This window comes from Nocardia sp. GCM10030253, assembly GCF_042675075.1.
GTDB lineage: Bacteria > Actinomycetota > Actinomycetes > Mycobacteriales > Mycobacteriaceae > Nocardia.
On sequence record NZ_JBHTDL010000016.1, the window covers coordinates 1 to 18,957 of the forward strand.

An 18,957-nucleotide genomic window follows, 5' to 3' on the forward strand; every position below is an offset into this window, starting at 1 on the left:
GTACCGATTTCCAGGTGAAGATTCGTGGTTTCCGTATCGAGCTCGGCGAGATCGAGGCGGCACTGCTGCGGCAGACCTCGATCACCTCGGCGGCGGTCCTCGCACATACCGATCCAGCCCTCGGGGATAGCCTCGTCGCCTATATCGTTCCGGCCGTCTCCGGCGAGTTCGACAAACGGCAGCTGCAGACGGCGCTCAGCGCGGAACTGCCGTCTTACATGGTGCCGAGCTCGTTCGTGGTGCTCGATGCCCTGCCACTGAACGCCAACGGCAAGCTGGACCGAAATGCCTTGCCGGCGCCAACCTTCGAGCAGGCCGTGTTCCGTGCGCCGGTCACCCCGATCGAGCAGACGGTGGCGGGTGTGTTCGCCGATGTGCTCGGTGTCGAGCGGATCGGCGTCGACGACGACTTCTTCGCCCTCGGCGGAAACAGCATTCTGTCGATCCAGCTCGTGTCGCGGGCCAAGGCCCTCGGTGCGGTGTTCACCGTGCGCGATGTGTTCGACCAGCGCAACGTCGGCGGGCTCGCGGCGATCGCCACCTCGGCGGCCGATGCCGAGCAGTCGCGACTCGCGGAGCTGCCCGGCGGCGGTGTCGGCACGATCCCGCTGCCGCCGAGTATCGCGGCGGTGCTGTCGAGTGGCGCTGACTACCAGCGCTGCTCGCAGGCCACGACACTGCGACTACCTGCTGTGCTCGATCGCACGCCGCTTGTCTCCGCGGTCTCGGCGGTATTCGATCACCACGATGCGCTGCGCACTCGCCTGCGCAAGGTAGACGAGAACTGGGTGTTCGAAGCGCTCGACAGCGTCCTCGATATCGACGATCTCGTGCGCGAGGTGCCCGTCGATTCGGCGGTCGACGATGCGGAACTGTCGCGAATCATCGACGCCGAACGAGAGGCCGCGGCCGATCGCCTCGACCCGGCGAACGCCGTCATGGCGCAGTTCGTGCGGTTGTGCTTTGCCGATGATGAACGTGGTGACGAACTGCTGGTCGTCGCACACCGGTTCGCGGTCGACGGCGCGTCGCTGCGGATCCTGATCTCGGATCTGGCGCAGGCGGTGTCGCAGGTCGCGGCCGGGCTGCCGGTCGCATTGCCGAGCGCGGGTACCTCGCTGCGGCGTTGGGCACACAGCCTGGCCGATGAAGCCTCCGAACGCGCTGCCGAACTGCCGTTCTGGCACGAGGTTTCGGCGACGCCGGATCCGCTGCTCGGGTCGCGTGCCTTCGACCCGGCGATCGACACCGCTGCCACCGTGCAGCGGGTGCAGGTCGAATTGCCCACTGCGATTACCGATTCCGTGCTGACCGTGATTCCGGAGCTGTACCGCGGCGGCGTGACCGACGGGCTGCTTTCGGCACTGGCCATGGCCCTGGTGCGCTGGCGTGGCCAGGGCGGCGCGGTGCTGGTGCGGCTCGAGGCCGACGGTCGCGGCGCGGTGCGCGGTGCTGAGCTCTCGCGCACCATCGGCGCCTTCGCGACTGCCTACCCGGTTCGGCTCGACCTGGGTGATGCTGACCTGGACAATGCATTCGCCGGCGGAATCGCGGTGAGCGGCATCGTCAAGACGGTCAAGGAACAACTGCTCGCCGTGCCGGACCACGGCGTCGGCCACGGCCTGCTCGAATTGCCGCAGGTGGGTCAGGTCGGCTTCCACTACCGGGGTATGCCTTCGGTCGCGGTCACCGCCGAGACGGCCGCCGACGCGCCCGCCAACGGTGCGGTCGACATCGAGGCGCACGTCATCGACGGCGCCGACGGTTCGAAATTGGCCGCCACCTTCGCATTCCCGGCCGGGCTACTGGACGCCGAACGGGTGCGGGAGCTCGCCGACCTGTGGGTCGCCGCGCTCACCGCGCTCGCCGAGCACACGCAGCGGCCGGACGCGGGTGGCCTCACACCGTCGGATATGCCGCTGGTGCGGGTCGGCCAGGCCGACATCGAGCGGTGGGAGCAGGCCTACCCGGGCCTGGAGGAAGTGTGGCCGGTCTCGCCGCTGCAGTCCGGTCTGCTCTTCCACGCGCTGATGACCGCGGCCACCGTGGACGTCTACACCATGCAGGCCGTGGTGCATCTGAGCGGCACCGTGCAGGGCGATCGGTTGCGCGCGTCCGCGCAGGCGATCCTCGACAGGTACCCGAACCTGCGCACCGCGTTCGTCAGCGACTCCGAGGGCCAGGCCATGCAGGTCGTGGTCGACCGGCTCGAGGTGCCGTGGCGCGAGGTCGATCTGACCGGGCTGCCGGAAGCCGAGCGAGCCGAGGAACTGCGACGGCAGCTGGCCGCTGACCGGGCGACCCGGTTCGACATGTCCGTGGCACCGCTGGTGCGCTACACGCTGTTCCGTACCGGTGCCGAGCAGTGGCATCTGGCAATCGCTACCCACCATGTTCTGCTGGATGGCTGGTCGATGCCGCTGCTGCTGCGCGATCTGCTGGTGCTCTACGCGGTGCGCGGTGATCTGGCGGCGCTGCCGGAGGTGACCTCCTACCGCAGCTTCCTCGACTGGCTCGCCGAGCGCGACGTGACCGCGTCGCTGCGCACCTGGGCGCAGGCGCTCGACGGTGTCGGCGAGCCGACCGAGCTCGCGCCGCCGTCTCGTTCGGTGGAGACCTACGAGACGCGCAAGCTGACCACCGAGATCGACGCCGAGCGGACCCGTCAGCTCACCAAGCAGTGTGCCGACCTCGGTATCACGGTGAACACCCTGGTGCAGGCGGCCTGGGGCATCCTGCTCGGCAGGCTCACCGGCCGCGACGACGTGGTGTTCGGCGCCACGGTGTCCGGCAGGCCCGCCGAGCTGCCGGGCGTGGAATCGATGGTCGGCCTGTTCATCAACACGCTGCCCGTGCGGGTGCGCGTCGACGATCACTTGACCATCGACGAACAGCTGAAGCGGTTGCAGCGCGATCAGACCGAGTTGCTCGACCACCACTACGTCGGGCTCACCGACATTCAGCGGGTGGCCGGTCCCGGATCACAGTTCGACACCCTGGTGGTGTTCGAGTCGTATCCGATCGACCGCGACGCGATCGCGGCGGCGAGCTCGATCGACGGGATGTCGGTGACCGATGTCAGCGTCGAGAGCGCGGCGCACTACCCGATGACTCTGCAGGTGGTCGCCGAATCGACCCTCGGCTTCACGCTCGAGTATCTGACGAGCAGGTTCACCGCCGATGAGGTGGAAACCTTGTCCGCGCGGCTGATTCGGGTGCTGCAGGCGTTGCTCGGCGATCCGGCCGGGCTGGTCGGCGCCATCGACATCCTCGACAGCGGCGAACGCACCCGGCTGCTCGCCGAATCCGGTATCGGCGCGACGGCGGTCACGCCGGAACCGGTGGGCCGGGTCGGTGCGCGCACGGTGGCCAAGGTGCTCGCCGAGGTCGTCGAAGCGGACCCCGAGGCGCCCGCGCTGCTGGTCGACGGCGACGAAATCGCCTACCACGTCCTTGATCGGCGCTCCTCGCAGCTGGCCAGGGTGCTCATCGATCGTGGTGCCGGCCCCGGCGACATCGTCGCCGTGGCTCTGCCGCGCTCGGAGGACGCGGTAGTCGCGGCCTGGGCCGTGCAGAAGGCGGGCGCCGCCTGCCTGTTCGCACAGTCGGTCGCCGAGATCGAGAACGCGGGAGCCGGTTTCGGGATCACCCTCGAGCCGGCGGCGGTAGGCGCCGTGCAGTGGCTGGTGCCGTCGGATCCGCAGGTGCAGACCGAATTGGCCGCCGCGCCATCGCATCCGGTCTCGTACTCGGATCGGGTCCGCCCGCTCGCCGACGAGCACCCCGCGTTCGTGGTGCTCGCGAACGGCGCCCCGGTCGTGCTCAGCCAGGTCGAGGCCCTCGACCGGGCCGTGCAGGTGCGCGACGAGTACGGAATCGACTACGAGTCGACCACGTTCACCATGGCGGTCTCCGGCCAGGCGGCGCTGCTGGAGTTCCTGGCCGTGGCCACCGCCGGCGCATTGTCGGTGCTCCCGGGTGGCGGCGAGATCGCGGACGATCTCGCCGACGGTGAGGTCACCCACTGGTTCGTCGCGCCCGGTGAATCGACGGACGCGGCCGACCAGGAGATCCGAATCGTGATCGCCGAGTAGGCACATCGAGAAACACGAAAGCCGTTGCCCCTGCTGGCAACGGCTTTCGTGGCTTCCGGGGTGGCGCTACGTCGGGATCACGTGCTCCTCGGCGAACACCTTGCGGCACACCGGCGCACAGAACGCGTAGTCGACGCCCTCGTGGGTGAGGGTCAGTTTCGTGGTGGCCAGTTCCACGGTCATGCCGCAGACCGGGTCTATGGTGTAGCCGTCCGGCGCGGCCGACTGCTCGGCATCGTGCCGGTAGTCCTCGGTCATCAGCTTGGTGATTTCGGTGCCGGTCATAGCTCGACCCAGGTTGCCGATGGCGTGCTCACGCAGTCCGACGATCTGCACCAGACAATGCGGTTCCCGGAAGAGCCGGTCGGCGTCGGGCTCGGTGGCGGCGATCGCCCTGGTGATCATCGGGATGATGTGGCTGCCGAATTCACTGTTGTTGCTCCATGATCCGGGCACGGTGACACGAACCAGGTAGCGTGGCGCGGCTGCCGGTTTCGGCCCGCCGGTGACCCAGACCTCCGGTGTGCGCACGATGACGTGGGTGAGTTCGCGCGCCTTGTCCATGACCGAATCGGGCGCGGAATCCTCGGTGGTCACCTCCCACAGCACCCGCTCGGCGAGTGCGGTGCGGCGGTCGGTGCTCATCGCGTCGGCGGATACGAACAGTTCGATGGTCATCATTGGTATGGCTCCCGGATGGGTGCGAGCGCGAGCAGCTCGTCGACCGTCCATTGGTCGTCGGCGTGTTGACCGAGTTTGCTCGCCAGCACCCGGCCGTCCGGCGCGATGAGGAAATCACCCGGTAAGCCGAGGCGACCGCCCTCCGGGTTGCTCGGGGGCGCGGGCATGTTCTTGCGGAGCACGGTCGGCAGCGTGGTCGCCACGGCGCGCGCGATGGTCGGCCATGCTCGGGGGTCGAGTAGCGCACGCGGGGCGGATTCGACGCCGAACTCTCGATACAGGATTCGGGTCGGGTCGGCTATCAGGTCGAACGGCAGGTCGCCCGAGTACTTGCGTAATTCGGCTGCGCTGGAATGGAACACGATGACCTCGCGGATGCCCGCGGCAAGGATCTCGTTGTGCCGGGTGGCGATCGAGCGTAGGTGCAGGTTACAGACCGGGCACCCGGCGAAGCGGCGGAATTGCAGGTGGATCAGGTGATCGGGGTCCGGGACGTGGACGGTGGCACCGGCAATGGTGTCCAACGTTCGGGTGGTCACAGTGGTTGGCAGCGGCATGCTGTTCCTCTCGTAGGCGTACGGGGTACGCCTAACCCAGTATGAGCGTACCCAGTACGCTGTCAACCCATGCCCCGTCCGCGCTCCCTGACGCCGACCGCGATTGCGGCCGCCGCGCTCGCGGTGATCGACCGCGACGGTCTGCCCGCGCTCACCATGCGGGCCGTGGCCAAGGAACTGCATATGGCAACCATGGCGCTGTACCGCTACGTCCCCGACCGGGACGGGCTCGAAGCGCTGGTGGTCGACGAGATCTTCCAGGCGATCGACGTATCGCCGCCGCCGGAGCGGGACTGGCGCGATCGCGCGGCGGCGCTACTGACAAGGGTGCGCGACGCGGCTGCCGCGCATCCCGACGCGGTGCCGCTGCTGCTGCGCCACCGGCAATCGTCCGTCGGTTCGCTGGCCTGGATCGAGGCGATGCTGACGGTTCTCACCGATGCCGGTTTCGACGGCCGTGATCGAGTGATCGCTCAGCGCACCTTGATCGGCTTCATGCTCGGGTTCTTGCAGAATGCCCACTACGCGTCTCTCGCGGGAGCTGGTACCGCCGCCATGGTGAACCTGTCCCAGGCCGACTACCCGCATCTGTCCCGAACGGCTGCCGACGCACAAAAGGTCTCGGCCGTGGACGAATTCCGTGGCGGGCTGGAGATTGTGCTGCGCGGACTCACGCCATAGGTGGTGGTGCGGCAACGGCTTCGGATGCGTCAGCGGGTCAGTGTCGGGATGTCGATGGTTCCGGCCATGGCGCGGGCACCGGCGTCGTTGAGGTGCATGCCGTCGCCGCAGTCGAAATCGCGGCGGATGTAGTCGGGGTTATCCGGATCTTCCACCGCCATGGCGACATCGAAGACCGCGTCGAAAACGTCTGTGGTGCGCAACCATTCGTTGACTTCGCGCCGGACGGGAACACCTGTTTCCGTACTGAGCCCGGGGTAGACCACGCCGGCGAAGGGGCCGATGGTGTTGGCATAGACCGGAAGTCCGGCGGCATGCGCACGCCCGGCAAGAATGGTGAAACCGGCGATCAGCTCCGCGGCGGGTGCGGTGCCCGCCAGGATCAGGTCGTTGATGCCGAAGTTGACCAAGACGTGCGTCACCCCCGGCACATCGAGCACGTCGCGGTCGAACCGCGCGAGTGCGTGGTCGCCGATTTCATTGGTCAGCAGGCGGTTTCCGCCGATGCCCTGATTGACGGCCCAGCCATCGAGCAGCCGCTCGTTGAGCACGTCGACCGAGCGGCGGTTGGCGCCGTGCGTGGAACCGGCACCCTCGAACCACGAATCACCGAATGCGACGATGACCGGGGTATCCGCCGCTGTCAGCACGTCGATTCCGGTGATGTAGAAGCGCGAGGTGACCTCCTCGGCATCCGGCAAACCGAGTGCGGCAGTGTGGTTTCCGGTGGCGACGTACGCCGACTCCGCCGGAATCTGGGCGAACGGCGCCAGGCCGTTTTCTTCCGGAAGGTACAGGCTCAGCGCCAGATCGGTGCCAGCGGTCACGGCCAGATCGACTGTGTCGCTGATGATGTCGCCGCCTGCCGGAACGGTCACCCGGGCGGCCCCGCCGAACCGCACCTCGGTGTCGGTCTCGGTCACGATCTCGTTGCCCGCCTTGCGCACGGCAATGCGCGCTGCGCCGATGGTGAGTGGTGTCCGACCGTATCGGTTGGTCAGGCGTACCCGAAGCTGCTCGCCGCCGCCGGCGACGTGCAAAACCTGGCGCACCGTCTGATCCGCGAAGCTCCTCGGCTCGACCAGCTGAATCTGCTCGGTGGGGTCGACGAGAGCCGAACGGAATCCTGCGACCCAACGTGATGTGGCAGCCATCTGAATCTCCATTTAATTGACATGAGGAATATTGCAGTAACAACAATCTAGCGCAGGTCCTCCTCTTGTCAACTATCCCCGTTGCAAATATCTCGGTTAGGCTCGTCACCATGGACGCGACCGACCTGTTCGACGACCCTCGGCTCACCACCATCGGCCTGCTCTACGAGGCGCATGACGGACTGATCGCGAAACTGGAGCCGACCTGGAAGGCGAACGGCCTGTCGGGACTGGACGCCAACGCGCTGATGCGGTTGAGTCGCTCGCCGGGGCGGCGGCTGCGCATGACCGACCTCGCCGCGCAGACCAATCTGTCCACCAGCGGCATCACCCGATTGGTGGATCGGCTGCAGCGCGGTGGGTTCGTCCGGCGCGAAGCCGATCCCGGCGACCGGCGTAGCTCCTATGCGGTCCTGACCGCGGCGGGCGCGACACGGCTCGCGCGGGTGCTGCCCGCGTATCTGGAGGGTGTCGAGCAGTGGTTCACCGGGCTGCTGGCCCGAGATCAATTGGACGACTTGGTCGCCGGGCTGCGCATCATCCGTGACGCGGTCAATCCCGAGGCGACCGCGCTCGGCGAGTAGTAGTTACTCCGACCCTGTCGGCCGGAGCCGCTCCAGCCCGTCGAGGATGAGGTCGAGTCCGAAATCGAAGTCGGCGATACCGTTGTGCGCGCCGGAGATGACAAGCCGGGCAAGCGTATTCATGTGCGGATGGCTTTCGGCGGGGATCATCGGCAGGAATTGCTGTGCGGCCGAGGCATATTCATCGGGCAGCAGCGGAAAGTTGAGTTCCTGCAAAGTGAATCCGTAAATGTGGCTGTCCATGGCGTTCCAGGCGCGGTCGGCCTGCTGGTAGGAGAAGCCCGCTGCCACCAGGCAGCCGACGGTGGCGTCGATGTAGCGCAGCATCGCGGGGCCGACATTGATCCTGGATCCGATGAGTCCGGTGGCCCATGGGTGGCGCCGCAGCGTTTCGTGCGCGGAGGTGGCCCGCCCGCGCATGGCCGACTGCCAGTCGCCGCCGATCTCCGGTATCTCGATCTCGGCGACCACGAGGTCGACGATGCCGTCGAGCAGATCGTCCTTGTTGGCGACATGGTTGTAGAGCGACATCGCCTCGACGCCGAGCGCCTGCGCCAGCTTGCGCATGGACAGTGACTCCAGCCCGTTCTCGTCGGCGAGCTGGACGGCGGTGCGCAGCACCCGATCTCGGCTGAGCGGGGTGCGGGACGAGCCGGTGGAGGTTTTGGGCATGGGCTTCTTCCTTGACGGACTTACGGTGTAAGCGTACCGTCTCGGGAGAACGGCTTACGGTGTAAGTGTGTCGAATCGCAGGTGAGGACGAGTTCCATGGTTGAACCGCACGGTCAGCAGGCCCGGACGAAGGCCGTGACATCGGACCCGGTCGCGATGTCCGACGGCGCCACGATGAACGCGATTGTCGCGCCGTCGTACGGGTCGAGCGAGGTACTCCGATCCGAGGTGGTGAACCGTCCTACCGCCGGCGCCGACGACGTGCTGGTCCGCGTGTGCGCGGCATCCGTCTGCTCCGGTGACGTGCACCTGCTGACCGGCAAGCCATACCTGATCAGACTGGGTTTCGGCCTGCGCAGGCCGAAACATCGGATTCCGGGGCAGAACGTGGCAGGTGTGGTGGCCGCGGTCGGCGGCAATGTCACCGACTTTCGCATCGGTGACGAGGTATACGGCATGACGCCGGGCGGCGGATTCGCCGAGTACGTCTGCGTACCCGCGCGAACCCTCGCGCCCAAGCCGACCGTCCTCACCTTCGAACAGGCCGCGGCCGTACCGGATTCGGGGCTGACCGCGTTGCAGGGCTTGCGCGACGTCGGCCGACTCGGCGCCGGGCAGTCCGTCCTCATCAACGGCGCCTCCGGCGGCGTCGGCACCTCTGCCGTCCAGATCGCCAAGGCGCTCGGAGCCGAGGTGACGGCGGTGTGCAGCACCCGCCACCTCGAGACGATCCGCAAGATCGGCGCTGACCACGTAATCGACTACACCACCGACGATTTCACCCGGCACGAACGGCAATACGACGTCATAGTCGATCTCGTCGGCAACCGGTCATTGCGGGACTGCCGTCGCGTTCTCGCGCCAGCAGGAGTCTTCGTTTCCTCGGCAGGCTCTCCAGGCGGGAACTGGCTCGGCCCCGTCCTCTGGATCGCGAAAGTCGTGCTGACAGACCTTTTCGCAAGCCAGACCATCAAACCGCTGCTGATGCGACCGACCCGCGCCGACCTGGAATTCCTGACCGACCTCGCCGAGAACGGCACGCTGCGTCCGGTGATCGAACGGCGGTATCCCCTCGCCGAGGCAGCGGCAGCCGTTGGCCACATCGCCGACGGGCACGCACAGGGCAAGACGGTGATCACCGGTTGATCGGGGATTCGCAGGCCGCGTGATTATTCGCGTGAGGTCACTCGATGGCGGTGGTGAGGCGGGCCGCCAAGGCTCGGACGGTGTCGATGAGCTCGGGAGGTTCGTGGATGTGGAACGGAAATCCGAACAGGCCGACGTAGATGGCGAGTTCGTCCAGGGAGTTCGAACCTGTTCGGAGCAGACATGTTCGGTCGTCGATGGGCTCGATGACGCCGACGGTGGGTGCGATGCGGTCCGCTGCCACCGCGGCGGGGACGTGCAGGGTGATGCGGGCGGAGTAGCGGTAGGGGGAGGTGGTGACTCCGCGGGAGACATAACCGGCCAGGTCCATGTCGGGGGCTTCGCGGGGTGTGAAGCGGGGGCCGGTCGGGATGCGGGGGTGTAGACGGTCGACCCGGTAGGTGCGCCAGTCGGCGCGATCGAGGTCCCAGGCGATGAGGTACCAGTGGCGCCCGGTGTGGGCGAGGCGGTGGGGTTCGGTCGTGCGCAAAGAGGCGGTGCCGTCGTGGCTTCGGTAGTCGAAGCGGAGGCGGTGATTGTCGCGGATGGTGGCCGCGACGGCGGTGAGGATGTCGGGGTCGACGGTGGCTGCGGCGGCGGGAACGGTAACGGTGGTGGAGTGCAGCAGGCTGACGCGGTAGCGCAGGCGTGAGGGGAGGACCTGCTCGAGTTTGGTGAGTGCGCGCAGCGAGCTGTCCTCGATGCCGGTGATGGTGCCGCCCGCGGCGGTGCGCAGGCCGATGGCGACCGCGACGGCCTCATCGTCGTCGAGCAGCAGTGGGGGCAGTTTCGCCCCCGCGCCGAGTCGGTAGCCCGCGACGCCCGCGGTGGCCTCGACCGGATAGCCGAGGTTGCGCAGCTTGTCGATATCGCGGCGGACTGTGCGTGCGTCGACCTCGAGGCGTTCGGCCAGTTCGGCGCCGGTCCAGTCCCGGGGCGTCTGTAGCAGCGACAGCAAACGCAGCAGGCGGGCGGAGGTTTCCAACATGAAGTGAAGTCTGCCCGAAACCTAGGGCGGGAGTTGCCCTAGGTGGGTCATATCGTGGTTGTCATGAGCACATACATCACCCCGTTCCGTATCGGCATCCCGCAGCAGCAGCTCGATGACCTGCGCAATCGGCTCGATGGCACGCGGTGGCCCGCGCCGCTGCCCGGAGACGGCTGGGACACCGGCGTGCCGACCACCTGGCTGCGTGGGCTCGTCGACTACTGGCGCACCGAATACGACTGGCGCGCCGCCGAATCCGAGCTCAACGCCTATCCGCAATTCACCACGGAGATCGACGGGCAGACGATCCACTTCCTGCATGTGCGCTCTCCGGAGCCCGATGCCATGCCGCTGCTGATGACGCACGGCTGGCCGGGTTCGGTGGTCGAATTCCTCGACGTGATCGGGCCGCTGACCGATCCGCGCGCCAACGGCGGCGATCCCTCCGACGCGTTTCACCTGGTGATCCCCTCGTTGCCCGGCTTCGGATTCTCCGGACCGGTCGCCGATGCGGGCTGGACCGTCGGGAAGATCGGCGCGGCATGGGCTGAGCTCATGGCCAGGCTCGGCTATGAGCGGTACGGCGTGCAGGGCGGTGATATCGGCGCAGCGGTGAGCCCGCAGGTCGGTCGCGCCGCACCGGAGCAGGTGGCCGGAGTGCACGTCAACGGTGGGCCCGGCCCGTTTCCCGCACTGCCGCTGTCAGAGGAGGAGCTGGCGAGCCTGACCGACCTGGAACGCGATCGGATCCTCCGGATCGAGGCGTTCATGCAGGAGGAATTCGGCTACATCGCCATGCAATCCACGCGTCCGCAGACCCTCGCCTACGGGCTGATCGACTCACCGGTCGGCCAGCTCGCGTGGATCATGGACAAGTTCCGTGAGTGGACGCATCCGCGAAATGTCGACCCGGACAAGATCATCGATCGCGACCGCCTGTTGACGAACGCGATGCTGTACTGGCTCAACGGAACTGCCGGATCGGCGGCATACGTCGGATATGCGCAGGATGCGCCATGGGGTGAAACCCTGCCGAATTCCGGTGTGCCCACCGGTGCGATCGTGTTCGCGCACGATATCGGCATCCGCCGGTACGCCGAAACCGAGAACACGATCACCCATTGGGTCGATGTCGATCGCGGCGGGCACTTCGCGGCGATGGAGGAGCCCGAGCTGTTGATGGCCGACATTCGGAAGTTCTTCCGCGACTTGCGCTGAAACCGAAGTCCGTTTTTATCGCCGGAACTGATGCACAATTTATGGAACCCGTGGCTACAGGAGCGACCGCGATGAGCGAGCTGAGACGGATGACCCAGGAACACCGTGAATGCTTCTGGCGGCGCTGCGGCTGGTCACCGGGTCTGTCCGAATCCGAGCGCCAGGCAATCGAAACCCGCTGGGACGACGAGTCGATCGAGATGGCGGAACTGTTCGGCTGGTGATCGACCGCACCGGTCGCTGTCGAGACAGGCGCATACTCGGGGTCGGAGGCCGACTGTCAGGCCTTGCCCTCGGTCAGTTCACCGGCGCGCTGCCATGAATTCCGTTCTTCGGCAAATGCTTCCGCCTGCACCGCACGGAATTCGTCGATTGATTCGGCATTGTCGGCGAGGAACTGCCGATAGTCGGCGAGGCGGAAATCGCCGTCCTCGGCTTTCACTTCCACATTGCCCGTAGCGAAATCGGCGCGCAGGTCGAGGAGTTCGTCGGCTTCGACGGGATACCAGCGGATTCGGTCGAAGTAGCGCAGCAGCCACGGGTTGTCATCGGGGTCGGTGCCGGGGTTGCGGTGGTTCCAGACCTGGGTGGTGCGGCCGACGAACTGGTAGCCGCCGGGGCCTTCCATGCCGTAGATACACAGGTAGGCGCCACCGATACCGACCGCGTTTTCAGGGGTCCAGGTGCGAGCGGGGTTGTATTTGGTGGTGACCAGACGGTGGCGGGGGTCGGTGGGGGTCGCTACGGGCGCACCCAGGTAGACGTCGCCGAGGCCGAGGACCAGGTATTCGGCGCTGAAGACAGTGTCGTACACGTCCTGCACTGTCGCCAATCCGTTCATGCGGCGGATGAATTCGATATTCCACGGGCACCAGGGGGCGTCGGCGCGGACACCGTGCATGTAGCGGGTGATCGCCTCTCTTGTCGACGGGTCGTCCCAGGAGAGGGGGAGATGGACGGTGCGGCTCGGCACGATGAGCTGGTCGGCGGCCGGGATGTTCTGCTCGGCCTCGGCGAGCAGGTCGAGCAGTGCGGGCACGGGGAGAACGGCCGGGTCGACGCGGATCTGCAGGGAGCGTACGCCGGGGGTCAGCTCCGTCACGCCACGCACTCCGGCGGCCAGCAGGTGCTGGTGCAGTGCGTGGACACGGGCACGCAGGCCCAAATCCAGTGTCATGGTGCCGTATTCGACGAGTACGCCGTCGTTGCCTTGGCGGCGGTAGGTCACACCGGTCTCGTCGTCGACATCGGTGCGGCGCAGCACGCCGTCGTCACCGTCGCCGCCGGTCGAGATGACCGTGGACCAGGCGGCCCGCCGGGCCGGACCGAGTTCACGGATCGAGGCGGCGCGCTCGCTGCGGATCGGGACGAAGCGCACGGCGTCGCCGGGGGAGAGCTGGCCGAGCTTCCAGCGATCGGCGGCGACCATGGTGACCGGGCAGACGAAACCGCCCAGGCTCGGCCCATCCGGTCCGAGCAGGATCGGGGTGTCGCCGGTGAAGTCCAGCGCGCCAACCGAATACGGGGTGTCATGGATGTTGGAGGGGTGCAGGCCCGCTTCGCCGCCGTCGGTCCGTGCCCACTCCGGCTTGGGGCCGATCAGTCGGACTCCGGTGCGGTCGGAATTGAAGTGCACCTCATAGTCGGTGCCGATGAGGGTGTCGAAGTCGGCGCGGGTGAAGAATTCCGGCGCACCGTGCGGACCCTCGGTGACCGCAAGTTCCCAGCACCTGCTCATCACCGGCTGCTCCTCCATCGGCACCGCCGTCGCCACTCGACCGACATGCGGTGCGAGCGGCAGCATTTCACCGACCCGCAGCGCGTTTCCTTCGCTGCCGCCGAACCGGCCGAGCGTGAAAGTCGCGACGCTGCCGAGGTATTCGGGGAGCTCGATGCCGCCTGCGATAAGCACATAGCAGCGCATACCGGGTCCGCGAATGGCACCGACATCCAGCACGTCACCGGCAGGAACCTGCACCGTCCGCCACTGCTGCACGCGAACACCGTCCACCGTGACGTCGGTGGGCGCACCGGTCACCACCACCCAGGTCGGTGCCGAAAACTTCAGCGCGGGCCCGCCGAGTGTGCATTCGAGTCCCGCCGCACCCTCGTCGTTGCCGAGCGCTCGATTGCCGAGGCGGAAGGACAGATCGTCCATCGGCCCCGAAGGCGGCACCCCGATATGCCAATACCCGATTCGTCCCGGCCAATCCTGCACGGTGGTCAGCATTCCCGGGCGTACAATCTCGACCTGCGTGCGGCTGGATGAATCCACTGTCCCTCGGTCTGCGACGGTGGAGCGGGCGCGCAGCCCGGCGGGGTGTGGGCTGTCGGCTCGGCCGGATCCGAAGCCTTCCGATCGGTCCGTTGCCGGAGTCGAGGTTTCGGCCGACTTGCCGGGAGCCCCGCCATCCACCGGTAGTTCCGCGACGGTCATCGGGTGACCACCATGCGCACGGGGGTGGGATCGAAACCGTTGCAGGGGTTGTTGATCTGCGGGCAGTTCGAGACCAGTACCAGGGTGTCGATCTCCGCGCGGAGGGTGACTTTCTTTCCGGGAGCGGACAATCCGTCGACGATGCCGAGAGTGCCGTCGGCCTCCACCGGAACGTTCATGAACCAATTGATGTTGGACACCAGATCCCGTTTGCCCAGGCCCCATTTCAGGGCTTCGGCCAGGAAGTTCTCCACACAGGCGTGCTGGTGGCGGGTGTGGTGGCCGTAGCGCAGAGTGTTGGACTCCTGAGAGCAGGCGCCCGCGATGGTGTCGTGATTGCCGACCTCGTCGGCGACGACGGTCATCAGGGCGGTGCCCACATCCGTGCGCAGCACGCTGCCGGTGGTGAGGAAGATGTTGCCCTGCGCGGTGATGGTCGCCTGCGCGCTGTAGCGGTCGGTGTGGTCGGCGGCCGAGTACAGCAGGCAGTCGACGGCCTGGTTGCCGTGCAGGTCGATGATGTCGAGCTGCTCGCCCGACCGGACCACCGTGGACCACGGTGCGCATGCGGGCACAGTCTCGTCGAGCACGACGGTGCGCGTCAGTGTCGAGTTCATGCCGATGCCTCCACCGTCAGCGCGGCTGTCCAGGCCTGTTCGGTGTTCTGCACGGCCCGTTGGTATTCCGGGTCCGTGTTGTGGGTGGCGGCGAGCTCCTCCGGTGCGGACCAGGCGACGATATCGAGATCGGTTGCGGGCCGGTCGTCCAGCGGGTGCACGGAATTGGCGATCAGCGCGATCACCGGCAGATGCGCGAGCAGGTCGACCGAGCTGCCTGCGCCCGCGCTGCCGGTGGCAGTCAGCGTGCCATCGGATTCGACGCGGACACCGCGGAAGAACGACACCGTCGGGGCTATATCCCGTGGCTCGAGGCCCTGCTTGGTTCCGGCGAGTCGCAGCAGGCCACGCGCCTCCGGCGTAGGTCCACACAGTGTGTCGTGGTGCCCGGAGGTGTCGGCGAGCACGGTGGCCAGCACCCGGCCCTGATCGGAGAGCAGTGGATGGCCGTGCGCGAGGTAGGCCTGCCACGGCACCTTGACGGTGTCGGCGACATTGAGGCGTTCCCACGGCGCCTCGGCGCGCAACAGCAACAAGTGCCCGCATGCGGCCCCTGCGGGATCACTGAACCGGATGCGGGTGCCACGGCCGAGCACGACGTTGGCGTAGCCGCCTGCCGGAATACGTTGGGCCCAGGTGATCTTCGCTATGCCGTCGGGCAGCACCGGGTTGGCGACAGCGGCGGCGGCTGCCTGCGATCGCGCGTGCGCGCGGGCGGCCGTAGTGGAAGCGGTGCCGGTCATGATTGCTCCCTAGGTTGGTAGGTATCTCGGGTCGGTGGATCGGGCATGCGCGGTGGTGGGCAGCGGATGCGCACCACCGCGCACGGCCGGGTCAGGCAGGTACGACGGCAGGTTCGGCGCTGTCGACGCGGCTCGGTCCGGCATTGACGAACCGATGTACTACAACGCCGACGGCGACCACGATCAGCACGAAAAGCGGAGCGGCCCAGAGCATCCACCAGCTTCCGCCCTTGGGCGTGTACACCTCGGCACGCGGCCAGGTCAGATTTACCGCCATCGCGATGCCCCACACCACGGCGAGCAGGTTGATCGGAATGCCGAAGCGGCCCAGGTTGAACAGCCCGGCGTTGGCGTTGTCGCGACCCCAGCCCTGGCAGCGCTTCACCAGCAGCGGCACCGTGACCAGTAGGTAGGCCAGGTACAGCGTGACGATGCAGACGCTGGCCAGCGTCGCGAAGATCGCGGCGTTGCCGAGGTTGAGCACCAGCAGGCCGATGCCGAGCCCGCCGATCACGATGGCGGGCAGCATGGGCGTGCCGTAGCGCGGGTGCACCGCGGCGAGCTGCCTGGCGAACGGCAGCTTACCGTCGCGTGCCATCGAGAACATCAGCCGTGAACCTGCGGTCTGAATTGCCAAGGTGCACACCATGATCGCCACCGCCACGCAGCCGAGCAGCACCTTGCCCGCCGGGCTGTCCAGCTTCGAGGTGAGCACATAGGCCAGGCCGTCGGTAGCCAGCGCGCCGTCCGACAGGCTCGGCGCCGCCATCAGCGCACCGATCAGCAGCAGGCCGCCGCCGAGCGCGGAAACCGACAGTGCGGTCAGGATGGTCCGCGGCGCCACCGTGCGTGGATTCTTCGTCTCTTCGGAAAGCTCACCGGCGGAATCGAATCCGACCATCACGTACGCGGCCATCAGTCCGGAGACAAGGAACGCGGCCCAGTAGGGACCCGGCGCTGCCTGATCAGTCTGCAGCACCACGCCGGGACCGCGTTCGGTGTGGGTGAAGAACAGCGCGACGATCGCGACGACACCGACGATCTCGACGGTGACGCCGATCGAGTTGATCTTGGCCATCAGGTCGATGCCGATCACATTGATGAGCGTGGTGATCACCAGCAGGGCGCTGCCGAGCAGTACGGCGTTCGCGGCGCCGGACGACGAGGTGAGCGCGGTGTCCTCGCCGATGATCTGGAATCCACTCCAGATCGAGGGCAGCACCACCTGGAGTGCGATGGCCGCGGCGGCGGCGGTGACGATCTGTGCGATGACCATCATCCAGCCCGCGAACCAGCCGACGATTTCACCGCCCAGCCGGCGCGACCACTGGTAGATACAGCCCGAAATCGGGTAGCGAGCGGCCAATTCGGCGAAGTTGAGTGCGACGAGCAACTGGCCCGCGAACACGATCGGCCAGGTCCAGAAGAACGCGGCACCGCCGAACGAGTAGCCGAGGCCGAAGAACTGGAAGATCGTGGTGAGGATCGAGACAAAGGAGAAACCGGCCGCGAACGACGCGTAGCGGCCGAGCTTGCGATGCAGCACCGGCTGATAGCCGAAACTGGCGAGGTCCGCGCCGTCGGAGCTGTTGTCCGGTGGCGTAACTGAGGAAGGGGCGGGCGAATCGACTTTAATGGCCATGGGTGGGGTCCTTCGGCGAGCGGCCAATACCTATCAGATGACAGTTTTGCGTTTGCGATCGCGCTTTCGGTGTCCGGTGTGTATCGCTTGCGGGAACCCCGGTAACTTTTGGATTGCCTAGATTTCTATCAAGTGACAGAAACCTCTCTGGGCGGTCACGATCGGCCGTGTGAACGCCAATGCGCCGGTGGGAGCCCCGAAACGCGATGCCAGAATGGGCAGGTGGCAAACCCCGGCCCCGGCCGCCCTCGACTGGAACAGCGACCGCGTCGCGGGCAGACACCGCGCGCCGAGATCCTCGACGCCGCAGGCGAGTTGTTCACCACCAACGGCTACGCCAACACCTCCACCCGGGTCGTCGCCGACGCGGTCGGGATCCGGCAGGCCTCGCTCTACCACCACTTCGCGGCCAAGGACGACATCCTCGACGCGCTGCTCGGCGAAACCGTCGCCGCACCCTTGGAACTCGCCGAACGCCTGCGCGACGTGCCGGAATCGGTGGCCGCGCGACTGTACGCGCTGGCCTGGTTCGACGTGCGCCAGCTATGCGCGGCCCGCTGGAATCTCGGTGCGCTGTACCTACTTCCGGAACTGCGCACCGAACGCTTCGCCGCCTTTCGATTGCGGCGCGACGAATTACGCAGGCACTACGAGGTTTTGGCCGCAGCGGTGATCGCGGAGGCGGACGGCGCGAGTATCGCAGGGGTCGAGGGGCTCCCGTTCCGCCTCGTCGAGACGGTGATCGGCATCCGATCCGATGAAGGCAGCGCGCCGGGCTACGCCGAACGAACGATCCCCGACGCGGTGCTGCGAATGCTCAGCTGGCCCGGTGATTTGGACGACCTCCGGGACGTGGCGGGTGCGCTTCTCCAGCGATTGCAGGGCTCGTAGGTCGGCGTCAGCCCTTGCCGCTGGATGCCTGGAACTCGAAACCCCAGCCGTACATCTGGGCGATCTCCCGGATACCGCCGCCCGGACGGCCCGCGGGGGGACGGATGAAGGTGCCGTCGCGGCGAACCACGAACTCACCGTTGAGGTTCTCGATGTGGGCGAGGACAACGTCACGTGAGTTGTCCGTGCAGCCGCCCATGGTCATCTCGATCGGCACCGAGTTGACCGGGTACAGCGTGGCGGTCGCCTGCACGCCGCGGAAGTCGGTCGCGCCCTCGTAGATCGACGCGAACACCAGGATCCTGCGGAACTGTGCGGTGAAATCGAGGTTGATATCGAGGTTCTCGCCGGTAGTGCTGCTGCCGGTCCGGTCGTCCTGGTCGAGCTTGATGAAGGGCGGACGATCCAGGGCGCCGAACGAACGATCCAATGAGCGAACGGATCCGATTCGCCCGTCGGCCAGCTCGAAGAAGCAGCAGAGGTCGAGGTCGAGCGTGCCACCGCCGCGTTTCCTGCCGAACAGTCCGCCGCCGCTCGGGGGAGCCGACGTCGTCCAGTTCAGGTTCACCCGCATGGTGCCCGAGATCGCGCCCTGCTTGGTCAGGGAGATCGAGGGCGACTCCTTGGTCAGCGAGATCTTGCCGAGGTTGACCGGCGCACCCGGCGGTGCTGGTGGCGGAGGTGGCGCGTACTGATCGACCGGCGCACCCGTCGGGGCGGGCGGTGGCGGCGCGTACTGATTGGGCGGCGGAACCGGCGGATAGGGCTGCTGCGGCGGGTACGGCGGCGGTGTTCGGTCGTAAGGGGGCGGGGGCGGAGGCGGGGGCGGCGCGAATTGCGGCGCAGGAGGCG

General features: G+C 67.1%; 16 protein-coding genes and 1 pseudogene. 7 read left to right on the plus strand and 10 right to left on the minus strand.

Going from position 1 to position 18,957, the window contains the following annotated elements; genetic code table 11:
• Positions 1 to 14: 14 nt before the first annotated feature.
• Entirely contained in the window at positions 15 to 4,094 is a 4,080-nt protein-coding gene (locus tag ACFQZZ_RS31955; RefSeq protein WP_378688195.1) for a condensation domain-containing protein, read from the plus strand.
• A gap of 66 nt (positions 4,095 to 4,160) precedes the next feature.
• Here ACFQZZ_RS31955 and ACFQZZ_RS31960 read toward each other — a convergent pair whose 3' ends face one another.
• Positions 4,161 to 4,775: an ATPase gene (locus ACFQZZ_RS31960; protein WP_378688198.1), complete on the minus strand. Its 615-nt coding sequence runs from the start codon at positions 4,773 to 4,775 to the stop codon at positions 4,161 to 4,163.
• Positions 4,772 to 5,332 carry a peroxiredoxin-like family protein gene (locus ACFQZZ_RS31965; protein WP_378688200.1) on the minus strand — a complete coding sequence of 187 codons (561 nt, stop codon included), beginning with the start codon at positions 5,330 to 5,332 and terminating at the stop codon, positions 4,772 to 4,774. Before ACFQZZ_RS31965 ends, ACFQZZ_RS31960 begins: the two co-directional genes overlap by 4 nt.
• A 69-nt stretch (positions 5,333 to 5,401) precedes the next feature.
• Here ACFQZZ_RS31965 and ACFQZZ_RS31970 point away from each other — a divergent pair, with 69 nt between their 5' ends.
• Complete coding sequence (locus ACFQZZ_RS31970; RefSeq protein WP_378688203.1) at positions 5,402 to 6,013, plus strand: TetR/AcrR family transcriptional regulator C-terminal domain-containing protein; 612 nt, start codon at positions 5,402 to 5,404, stop codon at positions 6,011 to 6,013.
• A gap of 29 nt (positions 6,014 to 6,042) precedes the next feature.
• Here the strand turns inward: ACFQZZ_RS31970 and ACFQZZ_RS31975 are convergent, their stop codons facing one another.
• Positions 6,043 to 7,167: a GDSL-type esterase/lipase family protein gene (locus tag ACFQZZ_RS31975; RefSeq protein ID WP_378688206.1), complete on the minus strand. Its 1,125-nt coding sequence runs from the start codon at positions 7,165 to 7,167 to the stop codon at positions 6,043 to 6,045.
• Positions 7,168 to 7,277: 110 nt separating this feature from the next.
• On the opposite strand from ACFQZZ_RS31975, the gene ACFQZZ_RS31980 reads away from it, so the two are divergent.
• A complete protein-coding gene (locus ACFQZZ_RS31980) occupies positions 7,278 to 7,751 on the plus strand; it encodes a MarR family winged helix-turn-helix transcriptional regulator (RefSeq protein WP_378688209.1) in 474 nt (157 codons plus the stop codon).
• Between the two features lie 3 nt (positions 7,752 to 7,754).
• On the opposite strand, the gene ACFQZZ_RS31985 is transcribed toward ACFQZZ_RS31980, so the two are convergent.
• A complete protein-coding gene (locus ACFQZZ_RS31985; RefSeq protein ID WP_378688211.1) occupies positions 7,755 to 8,423 on the minus strand; it encodes a TetR/AcrR family transcriptional regulator C-terminal domain-containing protein in 669 nt (222 codons plus the stop codon).
• 96 nt (positions 8,424 to 8,519) lie between these two features.
• Here ACFQZZ_RS31985 and ACFQZZ_RS31990 point away from each other — a divergent pair, with 96 nt between their 5' ends.
• The gene (locus ACFQZZ_RS31990; protein WP_378688214.1) at positions 8,520 to 9,569 is read left to right on the plus strand and encodes an NAD(P)-dependent alcohol dehydrogenase; all 1,050 of its coding nucleotides are present in this window, start codon (positions 8,520 to 8,522) and stop codon (positions 9,567 to 9,569) included.
• A 37-nt stretch (positions 9,570 to 9,606) separates the two neighbouring features.
• On the opposite strand, the gene ACFQZZ_RS31995 is transcribed toward ACFQZZ_RS31990, so the two are convergent.
• Positions 9,607 to 10,557, minus strand: coding sequence for a helix-turn-helix transcriptional regulator (locus ACFQZZ_RS31995; RefSeq protein WP_378688216.1), 951 nt, complete (start codon positions 10,555 to 10,557; stop codon positions 9,607 to 9,609).
• 63 nt (positions 10,558 to 10,620) lie between these two features.
• Between ACFQZZ_RS31995 and ACFQZZ_RS32000 the strand changes: the two genes are divergently transcribed.
• Positions 10,621 to 11,775, plus strand: coding sequence for an epoxide hydrolase family protein (locus ACFQZZ_RS32000; RefSeq protein WP_378688219.1), 1,155 nt, complete (start codon positions 10,621 to 10,623; stop codon positions 11,773 to 11,775).
• A 71-nt stretch (positions 11,776 to 11,846) separates the two neighbouring features.
• On the plus strand, positions 11,847 to 11,999 hold the full coding sequence (locus ACFQZZ_RS32005; protein ID WP_378688222.1) for a hypothetical protein: 153 nt from the start codon (positions 11,847 to 11,849) through the stop codon (positions 11,997 to 11,999).
• A 56-nt stretch (positions 12,000 to 12,055) separates the two neighbouring features.
• Here ACFQZZ_RS32005 and ACFQZZ_RS32010 read toward each other — a convergent pair whose 3' ends face one another.
• The 4 genes from ACFQZZ_RS32010 to ACFQZZ_RS32025 all read right to left on the minus strand — a co-directional run bounded on the left by ACFQZZ_RS32010 (position 12,056) and on the right by ACFQZZ_RS32025 (position 17,214).
• The gene (locus tag ACFQZZ_RS32010; RefSeq protein WP_378688224.1) at positions 12,056 to 14,212 is read right to left on the minus strand and encodes a 5-oxoprolinase/urea amidolyase family protein; all 2,157 of its coding nucleotides are present in this window, start codon (positions 14,210 to 14,212) and stop codon (positions 12,056 to 12,058) included.
• On the minus strand, positions 14,209 to 14,829 hold the full coding sequence (locus tag ACFQZZ_RS32015) for an urea amidolyase associated protein UAAP2 (RefSeq protein WP_378688227.1): 621 nt from the start codon (positions 14,827 to 14,829) through the stop codon (positions 14,209 to 14,211). Before ACFQZZ_RS32015 ends, ACFQZZ_RS32010 begins: the two co-directional genes overlap by 4 nt.
• On the minus strand, positions 14,826 to 15,572 hold the full coding sequence (locus ACFQZZ_RS32020) for a DUF1989 domain-containing protein (RefSeq protein ID WP_378688230.1): 747 nt from the start codon (positions 15,570 to 15,572) through the stop codon (positions 14,826 to 14,828). Before ACFQZZ_RS32020 ends, ACFQZZ_RS32015 begins: the two co-directional genes overlap by 4 nt.
• A 91-nt stretch (positions 15,573 to 15,663) precedes the next feature.
• Complete coding sequence (locus ACFQZZ_RS32025; RefSeq protein WP_378688233.1) at positions 15,664 to 17,214, minus strand: amino acid permease; 1,551 nt, start codon at positions 17,212 to 17,214, stop codon at positions 15,664 to 15,666.
• Positions 17,215 to 17,436: 222 nt separating this feature from the next.
• Here ACFQZZ_RS32025 and ACFQZZ_RS32030 point away from each other — a divergent pair, with 222 nt between their 5' ends.
• Positions 17,437 to 18,105: a TetR/AcrR family transcriptional regulator gene (locus ACFQZZ_RS32030; RefSeq protein WP_378688236.1), complete on the plus strand. Its 669-nt coding sequence runs from the start codon at positions 17,437 to 17,439 to the stop codon at positions 18,103 to 18,105.
• Between the two features lie 7 nt (positions 18,106 to 18,112).
• On the opposite strand, the pseudogene ACFQZZ_RS32035 reads toward ACFQZZ_RS32030, so the two are convergent.
• Positions 18,113 to 18,957: pseudogene (locus tag ACFQZZ_RS32035) on the minus strand (stress protein); the annotation flags it as partial.

Excerpts from the sequence above, each read along its gene's own strand:
- ACFQZZ_RS32000 (WP_378688219.1), top strand. The coding sequence starts at position 10,621 with ATGAGCACATACATCACCCCGTTCCGTATCGGCATCCCGCAGCAGCAG.
- ACFQZZ_RS32020 (WP_378688230.1), bottom strand. The coding sequence starts at position 15,572 with ATGACCGGCACCGCTTCCACTACGGCCGCCCGCGCGCACGCGCGATCG.
- ACFQZZ_RS31975 (WP_378688206.1), bottom strand. The coding sequence starts at position 7,167 with ATGGCTGCCACATCACGTTGGGTCGCAGGATTCCGTTCGGCTCTCGTC.
- ACFQZZ_RS31985 (WP_378688211.1), bottom strand. The coding sequence starts at position 8,423 with ATGCCCAAAACCTCCACCGGCTCGTCCCGCACCCCGCTCAGCCGAGAT.
- ACFQZZ_RS31970 (WP_378688203.1), top strand. The coding sequence starts at position 5,402 with ATGCCCCGTCCGCGCTCCCTGACGCCGACCGCGATTGCGGCCGCCGCG.
- ACFQZZ_RS31965 (WP_378688200.1), bottom strand. The coding sequence starts at position 5,332 with ATGCCGCTGCCAACCACTGTGACCACCCGAACGTTGGACACCATTGCC.
- ACFQZZ_RS31980 (WP_378688209.1), top strand. The coding sequence starts at position 7,278 with ATGGACGCGACCGACCTGTTCGACGACCCTCGGCTCACCACCATCGGC.
- ACFQZZ_RS32025 (WP_378688233.1), bottom strand. The coding sequence starts at position 17,214 with ATGGCCATTAAAGTCGATTCGCCCGCCCCTTCCTCAGTTACGCCACCG.
- ACFQZZ_RS32005 (WP_378688222.1), top strand. The coding sequence starts at position 11,847 with ATGAGCGAGCTGAGACGGATGACCCAGGAACACCGTGAATGCTTCTGG.
- ACFQZZ_RS31995 (WP_378688216.1), bottom strand. The coding sequence starts at position 10,557 with ATGTTGGAAACCTCCGCCCGCCTGCTGCGTTTGCTGTCGCTGCTACAG.
- ACFQZZ_RS31960 (WP_378688198.1), bottom strand. The coding sequence starts at position 4,775 with ATGATGACCATCGAACTGTTCGTATCCGCCGACGCGATGAGCACCGAC.
- ACFQZZ_RS31990 (WP_378688214.1), top strand. The coding sequence starts at position 8,520 with ATGGTTGAACCGCACGGTCAGCAGGCCCGGACGAAGGCCGTGACATCG.
- ACFQZZ_RS32015 (WP_378688227.1), bottom strand. The coding sequence starts at position 14,829 with ATGAACTCGACACTGACGCGCACCGTCGTGCTCGACGAGACTGTGCCC.
- ACFQZZ_RS32010 (WP_378688224.1), bottom strand. The coding sequence starts at position 14,212 with ATGACCGTCGCGGAACTACCGGTGGATGGCGGGGCTCCCGGCAAGTCG.